The organism is Flavobacterium macacae (assembly GCF_003865365.1).
GTDB lineage: Bacteria > Bacteroidota > Bacteroidia > Flavobacteriales > Flavobacteriaceae > Flavobacterium > Flavobacterium macacae.
This window is the reverse complement of the sequence record NZ_RQVR01000008.1, coordinates 128,998-142,013: the sequence shown is the minus strand read 5'-3', so window position 1 is coordinate 142,013 and position 13,016 is coordinate 128,998. Positions and strand designations below refer to the sequence as shown.

Annotated in this window: 9 protein-coding genes; 6 read left to right on the top strand and 3 right to left on the bottom strand. The window is 35.6% G+C overall.

All coding sequences use genetic code 11. From position 1 onward, the window contains the following. The first annotated feature begins 76 nt into the window (after positions 1-76). Both EG849_RS08640 and EG849_RS08635 read left to right on the top strand, forming a co-directional pair. Complete coding sequence (locus tag EG849_RS08640; RefSeq protein ID WP_125012685.1) at positions 77-1,345, top strand: aminotransferase class I/II-fold pyridoxal phosphate-dependent enzyme; 1,269 nt, start codon at positions 77-79, stop codon at positions 1,343-1,345. Positions 1,346-1,468: 123 nt separating this feature from the next. Next, positions 1,469-1,939, top strand: coding sequence for a hypothetical protein (locus EG849_RS08635; RefSeq protein ID WP_125012684.1), 471 nt, complete (start codon positions 1,469-1,471; stop codon positions 1,937-1,939). 97 nt (positions 1,940-2,036) lie between these two features. On the opposite strand, the gene EG849_RS08630 is transcribed toward EG849_RS08635, so the two are convergent. Both EG849_RS08630 and EG849_RS08625 read right to left on the bottom strand, forming a co-directional pair. Next, on the bottom strand, positions 2,037-3,155 hold the full coding sequence (locus EG849_RS08630; protein WP_125012683.1) for a GTP cyclohydrolase: 1,119 nt from the start codon (positions 3,153-3,155) through the stop codon (positions 2,037-2,039). 1 nt (position 3,156) lies between these two features. Then, on the bottom strand, positions 3,157-4,128 hold the full coding sequence (locus EG849_RS08625) for a transporter (protein WP_125012682.1): 972 nt from the start codon (positions 4,126-4,128) through the stop codon (positions 3,157-3,159). 127 nt (positions 4,129-4,255) lie between these two features. Between EG849_RS08625 and EG849_RS08620 the strand changes: the two genes are divergently transcribed. The 4 genes from EG849_RS08620 (at position 4,256) to EG849_RS08605 (ending at position 9,880) form a co-directional block, all read left to right on the top strand. Continuing rightward, positions 4,256-4,525, top strand: a complete 270-nt coding sequence (locus tag EG849_RS08620; protein WP_125012681.1) for a DUF4834 family protein — start codon at positions 4,256-4,258, stop codon at positions 4,523-4,525. A 73-nt stretch (positions 4,526-4,598) separates the two neighbouring features. Continuing rightward, a complete protein-coding gene (locus EG849_RS08615; RefSeq protein ID WP_125012680.1) occupies positions 4,599-7,064 on the top strand; it encodes a YfhO family protein in 2,466 nt (821 codons plus the stop codon). A 2-nt stretch (positions 7,065-7,066) separates the two neighbouring features. Further along, on the top strand, positions 7,067-8,392 hold the full coding sequence (locus EG849_RS08610) for a glycosyltransferase family 4 protein (RefSeq protein ID WP_125012679.1): 1,326 nt from the start codon (positions 7,067-7,069) through the stop codon (positions 8,390-8,392). Between the two features lie 15 nt (positions 8,393-8,407). Beyond that, entirely contained in the window at positions 8,408-9,880 is a 1,473-nt protein-coding gene (locus tag EG849_RS08605; protein ID WP_125012678.1) for an oligosaccharide flippase family protein, read from the top strand. Positions 9,881-10,079: 199 nt separating this feature from the next. On the opposite strand, the gene uvrA is transcribed toward EG849_RS08605, so the two are convergent. After that, positions 10,080-12,866, bottom strand: coding sequence for an excinuclease ABC subunit UvrA (gene uvrA, locus EG849_RS08600; protein ID WP_125012677.1), 2,787 nt, complete (start codon positions 12,864-12,866; stop codon positions 10,080-10,082). Positions 12,867-13,016: the final 150 nt, after the last annotated feature.

Genomic DNA, 13,016 nt, shown 5'->3' with positions numbered 1-13,016 from the left:
GCAGTTGTAGGCTATTAATAATATATAAATAATTATTTTTGCCAAATATTGATTCCAAAATTATAACGATATCAAAATGGTAAAAGATTTATTCGAAAGAATACAGAACAATAAAGGGCCTTTAGGAAAATGGGCTTCTCAAGCAGAAGGATATTATGTTTTTCCAAAATTGGACGGGCCTCTTTCTAATAGAATGATGTTTCATGGCAATGAGGTAATTAACTGGAGTATTAATGATTATCTTGGTCTTGCAAACCATCCCGAAGTACGCCAGGTTGATGCTGATGCTGCTGCTGAATTTGGAGCCGCTCACCCAATGGGCGCTCGAATGATGTCAGGACACACAACCCTTCACGAGCAATTGCAAGATGAATTGGCTGCTTTTGTTCAAAAAGAAGCCGCTTATTTGTTGAATTTCGGTTACCAAGGAATGGTTTCTGTAATTGACGCTTTGGTTACCAAAAATGATATCATCGTGTATGACGTGGATTCTCACGCGTGTATCATTGACGGCGTGCGCCTTCACATGGGAAAACGTTTTACATACAAACATAACGATATTGAAAGTATCGAAAAAAACTTGGGTCGTGCTACAAAAATGGCTGAAGAAACTGGCGGTGGAATCTTATTGATTACTGAAGGTGTTTTCGGAATGCGCGGGCAGCAAGGTAAATTGAAAGAAATTGTGGCTTTAAAAGAAAAGTACAATTTCCGTCTTTTAGTAGATGATGCTCACGGTTTTGGAACACTTGGAAAAACTGGTGCAGGAGCAGGTGAGGAGCAAGGAATTCAAGACCAGATTGACGTTTATTTTTCCACTTTTGCAAAATCTATGGCAAGCATCGGAGCATTTATTGCTGCGGATAAAGATATTATCGATTTCTTGAAATACAATTTGCGTTCTCAAATGTTTGCAAAAGCTTTGCCTTCTTTGTTAGTAAAAGGGGCTTTGAAACGTTTAGATTTATTGCGTTCAAATCCAGGCTTGAAAGACAAACTTTGGGAAAATGTTGACGCATTGCAAAACGGATTGAAATCTAGAGGTTTTAATATCGGAGATACAAATACGTGCGTAACGCCAGTTTATTTAGAAGGAAGCGTTCCGGTGGCGATGATGTTGGTAAATGACTTGAGAGAAAACTACAAAATTTTCTTGTCTATCGTAATTTATCCGGTTATCCCAAAAGGAATTATCTTGTTGAGAATGATTCCAACGGCTACACATACGATGGAAGATATCGAGCAAACTTTAGCTGCTTTTGAAGCTATTAGAGAGAAATTAGAAAACGGAACTTACGCTAAATTAGCTGAAATCCACACGGTGGATGTGAGCGACGAACGTTAAGATTTTAAAATATTTTTTACTAAAAAGCCATTCTGAAAAGAGTGGCTTTTTTTTGTTTTACAACAGAATTAACAAAAATCCTTATTTTAAAATTTACCTTTAAGTTGTAAAAAAAAAATAATTATGAAAAAGCTATTAATTTTAGGTATAGGAATTCTTGCTTTTGCTTCTTGTAAGGAAAAATTGGAAGAAGAAAATATTGTCGTAACAGAACAAGAAATGGAACAGCCAGAAATTGTGGCAGAAAAAGAATGTTACTTATGGACCAGCAAAGGAAAAGACACCATCAAAATGTCAATTGTAACGGCTAACGGAAATAATGTTTCTGGAGATTTGCAGTATAATTTCTTTGAAAAAGACGGCAATTTCGGTAAATTCACCGGAATGTTTCAAGGCGATACGCTTCATGCAACGTATGATTTTGAATCAGAAGGAATGAAATCAACCAGAGAAAGCGTTTTCTTGAAAAAAGGAACTACGCTGGTAGAAGGTTTTGGAGAAATTATAACCGTAGGAAATAAGCAAACCTTTAAAGATAAAAAAGATTTGAAATTCGGAAGCGTTACTTTAAATAAAGTGGAATGTGTAAAATAAGCTTCAAAGTCTTGAAGTTGTAAAATAAAAGTTCCAAAGTGAAATTTACTTTGGAACTTTTATTTGCTCAAAAACGGAAAATTTGCCACTCAGAATCTTAGAGGCTTTTCCTGTAAGTACTTCTCTTTTTATGAATTACCGGATCAAAATGCTTCCATAAATTAGCGATGTTTACATTGTCAGCCAATTCAGGAGTTCGGTAGCACATTTTTATTCCTTTTTCAGTAAAAGTCTTGTAATATTCATTGAAAATTATTGCCGTTACGCCTTTGCTTTGGTATTCAGGCTGAACTCCGATGAGGTAAAAAAGCATGTCCTTGCTGTGTTTTCTTGCTTTTAAAATCTTCAAAAATCCAAACGGGAAAAGTTTTCCTTTGGTTTCTCGCAAAGCCTCTGAAAAAGAAGGCATCACGATACTAAAGGCTACAATGTTATGATCTTTATCTTCTACGAATTTAATATATTCCGGATTGATAAAACTGATGTATTTTTTCTTGAAATATTCTTTCTGGATGTCTGTTATTGCTACAAAAGAAGATAGTTTTTCATAGCTCGCATTAAAAAGATCAAACATTTTGTCCACATGGGGCATCACTTCTTTGGTGCTCGTGAAGTTTAAAGCTTTTAATTGGTAGCGCTTTAAAACAATATCATTCACTTTTAAAAAGAACTCTGGTTTTACATTTTCAAACGGAAATTTACTTTCGTTGTATGTTTTTTCAATTACATAACCCAGTTTTTCAAAATGTTCCACATAATAAGGATGGTTATACCAAGTTACCATTGTGCTCATTTCGTCAAACCCAAAAGTCAAAAGGCCCACTTTGTCAAGATTTGAAAATCCCATAGGGCCTTCCACATATTCCAGATTGTTTTGGTTTCCAAATTCATATACTTTTTCAAGCAAAGCTTTGGTTACTTCAATATCATCAATGACGTCAAACCAACCAAAACGCACTTTCCTTTTACCTTGGTTGTTCACTTCGTCCCAATTGATGATTGTGGCAATTCTTCCGGCAATTTTTCCGTCTTTGTACGCCAAATAAAAATTGGCATCGGCATTCGTAAAAGCCGGATTTTTTTTCTTGTCAAAAGTTTCTAATTCTTCTGAAATTATCGGTGGCACCCAATAATCGTTGTCTTTGTATAATTCAAAAGGAAATTTTACATATTCCTTTAATAATGCTTTTGTATTCGCTTCTTTAACTGTTATCATTTTATTCTGTAGGTTGTTCGCCTCCGACTTCGTCAATTCGTTTTTTATCGTCTTTTTTCTTCTTGTCTTTCTTTTTGTCTTTTGAATCGTCTTTTCCTGGAATATTAATTAAAATATCTTTATAGCTTCCGTCAAAACGCCAAGAAACCCCAATTCCTCCGTAAAAAATGGACGGCGTATCTTTTATGTTCTTACTGATCGATGCGTCTAATTGAAGGTTTGGCATTAATAAATAAGCAGCGCCTCCACGCGCAATTCCGTCAGAATAATAATCACTTTGGTACACTTGCCCTTCTAAAAAAGCAGACCATTTTGGGTTAATTCCATACGTCATTGTAGCGATACCGCCATAACTTGGATAATCTGAAGTCACTTTATCAGCAATAATATTCATGACAAAAACATAACGGCTTCCGAAATGATTTTGCGTAATCACCATTAACTTCGGGCTGATTTTGGGATCGGTTTCAAAGGTATAAGGATTATTCGAAAAATTCACGTTGGCACCTGCATAAACGCCAACCGCAGGAATAAATTGTCTCCATTTAAAACGGTGATTTGCTTTCCAGCTATAGATGTTTACTTTTTCTTCATAATTTTTAAATGGGTCATAAATCAAGTATTTGGCACCTAAAGTCATTTTTTTGACAGCACTTCTGTTTTCAGAACCAAGCGGTGTATTGTATTGGTCGGCTTGGTATTGAATGATGGCAATAAATTCTAATTGTTCTAAAAAAGCACCATATCGAAGTGCTAAATCAAATCCAAAACCTTTGGAGTCAGTTTCTAAAAGGTTGTGGTCTTCTGTGATTCCATAAATTCCGGCTTCCATTTGAAAAACGGTTTTGCCAACAGAAAATCCCGACATGGATTCTCCCGGTCGGTTTGAGTTGATGTCGTCAGTAAATTGGGCATAAATGGCTGAAGTCGAAAAGGCAAAAAACAGCAGTGAAAGTGACTTTAATTTGAACATATTCTTGAGGTTTTCATTAGGATATGGTTACTATAACCCAAATGTACTATAATTTATTATTAATTTAAGAATGATAATTTAATTTTCAAAATTCTATTTGTTATTTTTACCAATTAAAATTACGATTATGCAATATGCTTCCCTTGATGGTATTTTGAGAACGATAATAACTATTGTGTGTATTTATTATTTGCTAAAATTTATTGGCAAGCTTCTTTTTCCGATTATGGTAAAAACGGTCGTGAATAAAGCGCAAGAAAACTTTCAGCAACAACAGCAAAATTATCAAAGAACTCAAAATAACCAATCTGATTTTGTTAACACAACGGCAAAATCTGACAAGCCTCGCGAAAAGAAAAAAGTAGGTGAGTACATCGATTACGAAGAAATAGACTAAACATTTCTTTGAATATATTTGTTGTAAATGCGTATCTTCACGCCTTTATTTATTTGTTTTCAACTTATCTATTATGAAAATAATCAGCAAGTATTATCCTCATTTATTGGCCGTTTTAGGCTTTGTTTTGGTTTCCCTAATTTATTTTTATCCTGTAATGCAAGGCAAACAGCTGTATCAATCTGATATTGCGCAATATACAGGAATGGCCAAAGAGCAAAATGACTTTAGGGCCGAAACGAAAGAAGAGCCTTTTTGGACCAATTCAGCCTTTGGAGGAATGCCAACTTATCAATTAGGAGCCAATTATCCAAATGATGCCGTGGGTGCTTTAGACGATGTTTTGCGATTTTTACCGCGTCCTGCCGATTATATTTTTCTATATTTTCTTGGATTTTACGGATTGCTTTTAGTTTTGAAAGTAGATCCGCTGAAAGCCTTTTTCGGAGCGCTCGCCTTCGGATTTTCCACTTACCTTATCATTATTCTTGGCGTAGGCCATAATGCAAAAGCACACGCAATCGCTTATATGCCGATGGTTGTTGCCGGAGTTTTGCTGGTTTTTAGGCGAAAATATATTCTCGGCGGATTGATTACCATGATTGCCGGAGCGTTGGAAATCAATGCGAATCACTTCCAAATGACCTATTATTTGTTGTTTTTGCTGTTGATTGTCGGTATTTACTTTCTTTATAAATACATCAAGGAGAAAGATGTCAAAGGATATTTGGTTTCCATGGGAGTGTTTGCCGTAGCCGGAATTTTGGCAATCGGGGCCAATGCTTCAAGTTTGTTGGCAACATCTGAATATGCTGATTTTAGTATGCGTGGCAAAAGCGAACTGACTTTTAATCCAGACGGTTCAAAAAACACGACTACATCAGCAATGAGTTATGATTACATCACAGAATACAGCTACGGAATTGCAGAAAGTTTAAATTTATTTGCTCCACGATTATTCGGAGGCTCTAATTCTGAACATTTGGGAAGTGAATCAAAAGTGTACGAATTCATCAGTATGCAAGGCGCAACTCCAGAGGAAGCCAGAGGTTTTACAGAAGCGTATGCCAAAACGTATTGGGGCGATCAGCCAATCGTTGCCGCGCCAGCGTATATCGGGGCGGTGGTTTTCTTTTTGGCAATTTTAGCTTTGTTCAATGATAAAAGAAAAATAAAATATGCTTTTTTAGCAGGAGCTATTTTCTCATTGTTACTTTCTTGGGGAAAAAATTTCCCATTAATGACGGATTTTTTCATTGATTTTGTTCCAATGTATGACAAGTTTAGAGCTGTTTCTTCGATTCAAGTAATCATTGAATTGTGTCTTCCGGTTCTTGCCATCATGGGACTTCAGAGTTTTTTCAAATCAGAAAAAGACGAACAATTTAAGTCATTGAAATTAGCCGGAGGAATAAGTTTGGGAATCATCATCTTGCTATTTGTGGCCAAAGGAATGTTTGATTTTGTAGGGCCTTATGATGCCCAGATGCAACAAATGTTCAGCCAAGCACAAGGTAGCGATGCTTTTGGTTCTGGTTTCGTCGAAGCTTTGAGAGCAGACAGAAAAAGTCTTTACAACACCGATTTGTTGCGTTCTGGTTTTTTAATTTTAATGTCAGTTGGATTTTTATTTTTGCACTACAAAAACAAATTATCCCACACATTGACGGTTATTTTAATCGGATTATTTATGGTTGGAGATTTGTTCTTCATCGATAAAAATTATGTGGACAGCAAAGGTTTTGTAAGTGCAAGAGAAGTGCGTGAACCCTTTCAAGAAACGCCTTCTGATCAGCAGATATTAAGAGACACTTCCGTGTACAGAGTTTATGAAATTGAAGGAAGATTACAGGCCAGAACGTCTTATTTCCACAAATCATTATCAGGTTACAGCGCAGTTCGACCAAGAAGAATTGAGCAATTATTTGATTATCAAATTGGTAAAGGAAATTTGAATGTTTTGAATATGCTGAATACCAAATATGTGATTCAGGTAGACGAAAAAGGCCAAGAATATCCGGTAATTAATCCAGATGCCAATGGGAATGCGTGGTTTGTTAAAGAAGTAAAATTCGTAAATTCTGCCGATGAAGAAATGAAGGCTTTGGATAGTTTGGACACTAAAAATCAAGCCGTTTTCAACCAAAAAGAATTTAAGAATCCAATTTCAAAAACGTACGAAAAAGATTCAACAGCAACAATTTTTTTAAAAGCATACGAGCCAAATTATATCAAATATGTTTCAAAGAATGCCAATAAAGGTTTGGCTGTTTTCTCTGAAATTTATTATCCAAAAGGTTGGAATGTAACGATTGACGGAAAATCTGCAGATCATTTTAGAGTAGATTATACGTTGAGAGGTCTTGAAATTCCCGCTGGAAAACATACCATTGAATTTAAATTTGAGCCACAAGTTGTGAAAACCGGAAGCACAATTACTTTGATCAGTTCCATTCTTATGTTGTTGCTTTTAGTAGGAGGAATTTATTTTGAAAATCGCCCCCTAGCCCCCAAAGGGGGAACTCCCAAAAATAATTAAAAATGGTAGAGGGTGACAAAATTCCCCCTTTGGGGGTTAGGGGGCAAAAAGTACTCATAATCACTTATTATTGGCCATCAGCCGGAGGACCAGGCGTTCAGCGTTGGTTGAAGTTTGTGAAGTATTTGCCTGATTTTGGCATACAGCCCATTGTATATGTTCCAGAAAATCCGACGTATCCAATTATGGATGAAGGTTTGGTTTCTGAAGTTTCTGATAAAGCTATAATCTTGAAAAAAAAGATTTTTGAACCCTATGGTTTTGCCTCTATTTTTTCAAAAAATAAGACGAAAAAGATAAGTTCCGGAATTATTCCAAATCAAAGGAAGCAATCCTTCACAGAGAAACTTTTTCTGTGGATTCGAGGAAATGTTTTTATTCCGGATGCTCGCGTTTATTGGGTAAAGCCTTCGGTGAAATATTTGGAAAAATATATTGAAGAAAATCAAATTGACACGATTGTGACTTCAGGCCCGCCACACAGTCTGCACTTGATCGGTATGGATTTAAAAGAGAAAACAAACGTGAAATGGTTTGCTGATTTTCGTGATCCTTGGACTACGATTGGGTATCATAACAAACTGAAATTAGGTAATTCAGCTTCTAGAAAGCACAAAAATTTAGAATCAAAAGTGTTAAATTCTGCCGATGTGATTTTGGTGACAAGTGCTACTACAAAAAAGGAATTTGAAGCGTTGACCACCAAACCAATTGAAGTGATTACCAACGGTTTTGATGTAGAAAAAATTGAAAAGCAAACACTTGACGAGAAATTTTCACTGGCACACATTGGTTCTTTTTTGTCGGAGAGAAATCCGAGGATCTTGTGGAAATGTTTGAAAGAATTAATCAAAGAAAATGCTGATTTCAAGAAAGATTTCGAACTAAAATTAATTGGTGCAGTAAGCCAAGAAGTTTTAGATGCCATCACTGAATTCAAATTAGATAAATATCTGAATAATTTGGGGTATGTTTCACACAAAATGGCGGTGGAACAGCAACGTAAATCACAAGTTTTATTATTGGTAGAAATTGATTCAGAAGAAACAAAAAGTATCATTCCTGGAAAGTTATTTGAATATATGGTTTCTGAAAGGCCGATTATCGGAATTGGTCCGGAAGGTTCTGATTTCGCAGAAATAATCCAAAATACCAATACGGGTGTTTTTGTGAAATACGATGAAATTAAAAAATTAAAGTCATCAATTTTAAGTTATTACGAAGAGTATAAAACCGGAAAATTAAAATCAAACGCCATTGGTTTGCAATATTACAGTAGAAAAAATCTAACGGAAAAGCTTTCAAAACTACTCAAATCTCAAATCTAAAACAGCTGTTCCACTATGGGAATCGTATTAAATCAGTCTGCCAAAAACATTGCCGTAACCTATTTTGGTTTCGGAATTGGCGCTGTAAATGCATTATTTCTGTACACCAGTTTCCTTGGAAAAGAATATTATGGAATTGTCTCTTTTTTACTTTCGGCTTCCAATATAATGATGCCTTTGATGGCATTCGGCGTGCACAGCACCTTAATTAGATTTTATTCAAATTACAAGGAGGAAAAAGAAAAAGAGCATTTTTTAAGCTTTATGCTTTTTATGCCTTTGCTTTTGATCATCCCAGTTAGCTTAATCACTTATTTTGGGTATGACATTATTGCCTCGTGGATTTTAGAAGACAACCCCACCGTTGAACCATTTCTGTGGCTTATCCCGATAATTGGACTCTTTATGGGCTATTTCGAGATATTTTATGCTTGGGTAAAAGTGCATATGAAGTCGGTTTTAGGAAATTTTATCAGTGAAGTTTTTGTTCGAATAATCGTAACCGTTTTATTGTTTTCAATTTATTTGGGTTGGATTGACAAAATAACTTTTATCTACGGAATTGCCGGAGCCTACTGTTTTCAGATGCTTGCAATGATTATTTATGCGATGTATGTAAAAATGCCGAAGTTGTATTTTAAGATTCCGCAAAATTACAAAGACATTTTCAATTACTCTTTTTTCATCATTTTATCAGGAAGTGTTGCGGTTTTATTGCTTGATTTTGATAAGATTATGATTCCGGCTTATGAAGAAATCACAAAAAATGGAGAATATTCTGTAGCCATTTTTATTGCCACCGTAATTGCGGTTCCAAGTCGGGCGATGCTTCAAATTATTTATCCGATTACGGCCAAATTAATGGGAGAAGAAAAGATAGACGAATTGAATGATCTGTATAAAAAAAGTGCGATCAACTTACAAGTTTTTGGAGGCTTGGTAATGCTTGGTATCTTTTTAAACATCAATCAGATGTATCGCATTATTCCCGGAAATTATGAAGCTGGATTATTGTCTGTCTTTTTAATCGGGCTTGGCAAATTCTATGATGTAATTCTAGGAAATAATAACGCAATTGTATTAAACACTAAATATTACAGAACTGTTTTGCTTTTTGGATTAGTACTCGTTGTGATGATGATTGGTTTAAACCGAATTTTTATTCCGATGTATGGAATTACCGGCGCCGCTTTAGCAACGTTCATTTCGATGTTTGTTTACAACACCATCAAGCTTTTATTTGTAGTCAAAAAAATGAAATTGTACCCGTTTACGATTAATACTCTGAAATCTTTTGTAATAATAACGGCTTTGTTTTTAGGATTTTACTTTTGGGAATTTCCTTTTAATCCTTTTGTGAATATTGTTTTAAAATCAATTTTAATTACAATAACTTATGTCTATTTAAATTACGTTTTTAAAATTTCTTCTGATATAAATGCAGTAATAGATGGTCTTCTCGTTAGAGTAGGTATTTCCAAAAAATAATAAATCCCGCAAACCTCACAGTCACGGGATTTATAACAAACCTAACCAACCAATTTTAATAATCAACCAAATTATTAAACTTTTAAACTATTTTTATTATGTATGAGAATAACCAATTCTTATGCTAATTCTATTTCAAGTTTCGTGCCAAATTTCTATTTGTCATCTATTGAAAGTTATAAAATATTGTTAAACAGTTCTATAGCTTTTCTTTCAGATATTTTCCAGTAACCGAAGTTTTGTTTTTTACAACTTCTTCTGGCGTTCCCGATGCGATCAATTGACCGCCATTTTCGCCTCCTTCAGGACCAATGTCAATAATATAATCGGCACATTTTATCAAATCTAAATTATGCTCAATCACAATTATTGAATGGCCTTTGTCTAAAAGTGCATCAAACGAAGCCAATAATTTCTTGATATCGTGAAAATGCAATCCTGTGGTGGGTTCGTCAAAAACAAATAAAGCTTTGTCCTTAGTAGCTCCTTTAACTAAAAACGAGGCCAATTTGATACGTTGTGCTTCACCGCCCGAAAGGGTTGAAGAAGACTGTCCCAATTGAACATAACCCAGACCAACATCTTGTAAAGGCTGTAATTTCTGCGTAATTTTTGCCTGTCCGTTTTCTTTGAAAAAAGCAACGGCATCATCGATTGTCATCGTTAAAATGTCGTCAATATTTTTTCCTTCGTAATTAATTTCCAAGATTTCTTTCTTGAAACGTCTTCCGTTACACGTGTCGCAAAGCAATTGAACATCGGCCATAAAAACCATTTCTACGTTGATAGAACCTTCGCCTTTGCAGGTTTCGCAACGGCCTCCGTCCACATTAAAAGAGAAATGTTTCGGTTGGTAATTTCTGATTTGGGATAATTTCTGCTTAGAAAATAAATCACGAATATCGTCGTAAGCCTTGATATAAGTGACAGGATTCGAACGCGAACTTCTTCCAATCGGGTTTTGGTCCACATATTCAATATGTTTGATCGCCTGATAACTTCCTGTCATTTCAGTAAATTGCCCCGCTTTTTCTCCAACGCCATCCAACACTTTTTGCATCGCCGGAAAAAGGATTTTCTTAACCAACGTACTTTTTCCGCTTCCAGAAACTCCCGTAATTACGGTCAAAACCTCCAAAGGAAAACGAACGTCAATGTTTTGCAAATTGTTTTCGCGGGCTCCTTTTATATCAATGAAATTTCTATGTTTTCTTCGAATTCTTGGCGTTTTGATTTCTTCTTCTCCATTCAAATATTTGGCGGTCAAAGAATCTGATTTCAAAATTTCATCATAGGTTCCTTGAGCGACTAATTCGCCTCCATGAGTTCCCGCTTCTGGACCAATATCAATGATCATATCGGCTGATTTCATAATGTCTTCGTCGTGCTCCACCACAATTACGGTATTTCCCAAATCTCTTAGCGAAAGCAACACTTTGATCAATCTTTCAGTATCTTTTGGGTGCAAACCGATACTTGGTTCGTCCAAAATATACATCGAACCCACCAAACTGCTTCCTAAAGAAGTCGCCAAATTGATGCGCTGGGATTCTCCGCCCGAAAGCGTAGCGGAATTTCGGTTCAAAGTCAAATAATCCAAACCAACCTCTGTCAAGAAAGCCAAACGGTTGTTGATTTCTAAAAGCAATCGTTTCGCCACTTTAACATCATATTCAGAAAGTTCTAAATTTTTGAAAAAAGTAACCAAATGTTTGATTGGCAAATCGACCAGGTCAGAAATTGTTTTGTTGTTGATTTTGATATAATTCGCCTCATCACGAAGGCGTTTTCCACGACAATCAGGGCATTTTGTTTTGCCTCGATAACGGGAAAGCATCACGCGATTCTGGATTTTATAGTTTTTAACTTCCAATTCTTTGAAGAAATCATTCAATCCAACAAAGTCTTTATTTCCTTTCCAAACCAATGCTTTCTGTTCGTCAGTAAGTTGGTAATAAGGTTTGTGAATCGGGAAATCAAATTTGTGTCCTTTTTTTACCAATTCATCTCTAAAAAAGCTCATACTTTCGCCTCTCCAGGGATAAATTGCGTTTTCAAAAATTGACAAAGCGGTATTTGGAATCACCAATTCTTCGTCAATTCCGATGATATTTCCATAACCTTGACACGTCGGACAAGCGCCATACGGATTATTAAAACTGAACAAATGAACGTTTGGTTCAAAGAACTGAATTCCGTCTAACTCAAAATTATTGCTGTAAGTTTTTCGGTCATTAGTGCTTAATTCTTGCAGATAACAGATTCCTTTTCCTTCATAAAAAGCCGTTTGGACTGCATCTGCCAAACGATTGAAGAATTCTTCCTCATCTTTAACTACGATTCTGTCGATGATCAAAAGAATGTCTTTATTGTCTAAAGAATGGCTTTCGATTTCGTCCAAACGAACCATTTCATTTTCAACTAAAATTCTAGCAAAACCTTGTTGTAAAAGCGCTTTTAATTTGTCTTCTAAAGCGCGTCCTTCTTCTAAATGAATAGGAGCGAGGAGCAACCATTTGCTTTCAGGTTCAAAGTTTTTGACATCGTTCATTACGTCAGAAACCGTATCTTTTTTAACTTCTTGCCCAGAAACAGGCGAAAAAGTTTTCCCAATTCGGGCAAAAAGCAATTTTAAATAGTCATAAATTTCTGTTGAAGTACCAACCGTCGAACGCGCATTTGTGGTATTTACTTTTTGCTCAATGGCGATTGCCGGAGCAATTCCTTTGATATAATCCACTTTTGGCTTGTCTAAACGGCCCAGAAATTGCCTCGCATAGGACGATAAGCTTTCCACATATCTTCGCTGGCCTTCTGCATATAAAGTATCAAAAGCCAAACTTGATTTTCCAGATCCGGAAAGCCCAGTAATGACAACTAATTTATTGCGGGGAATCACGACGTCCAAATTCTTAAGATTGTGAATTTGAGCCCCTTTTATGATAATATTGGACTTTGGATCAATTTTTGAAATATCAGTAATCATAGCAGTTTTTGAATACCACAAAGGTAATTAAATAATAAGAAAGTGGCATTGGACTAATTTCAAAATTATCTTTTCAACATGTGTTAAAGTACTGATAAATCTAGGCAAATCTTGCGATTTAGGCTCCAAACGGTTTGTTAAATTTATTTT

Coding starts and splice junctions, on each gene's coding strand:
- EG849_RS08610 (WP_125012679.1), top strand. CDS start 7,067: ATGGTAGAGGGTGACAAAATTCCCCCTTTGGGGGTTAGGGGGCAAAAA.
- EG849_RS08620 (WP_125012681.1), top strand. CDS start 4,256: ATGCAATATGCTTCCCTTGATGGTATTTTGAGAACGATAATAACTATT.
- EG849_RS08640 (WP_125012685.1), top strand. CDS start 77: ATGGTAAAAGATTTATTCGAAAGAATACAGAACAATAAAGGGCCTTTA.
- EG849_RS08630 (WP_125012683.1), bottom strand. CDS start 3,155: ATGATAACAGTTAAAGAAGCGAATACAAAAGCATTATTAAAGGAATAT.
- EG849_RS08625 (WP_125012682.1), bottom strand. CDS start 4,128: ATGTTCAAATTAAAGTCACTTTCACTGCTGTTTTTTGCCTTTTCGACT.
- EG849_RS08615 (WP_125012680.1), top strand. CDS start 4,599: ATGAAAATAATCAGCAAGTATTATCCTCATTTATTGGCCGTTTTAGGC.
- EG849_RS08605 (WP_125012678.1), top strand. CDS start 8,408: ATGGGAATCGTATTAAATCAGTCTGCCAAAAACATTGCCGTAACCTAT.
- EG849_RS08635 (WP_125012684.1), top strand. CDS start 1,469: ATGAAAAAGCTATTAATTTTAGGTATAGGAATTCTTGCTTTTGCTTCT.
- uvrA (WP_125012677.1), bottom strand. CDS start 12,866: ATGATTACTGATATTTCAAAAATTGATCCAAAGTCCAATATTATCATA.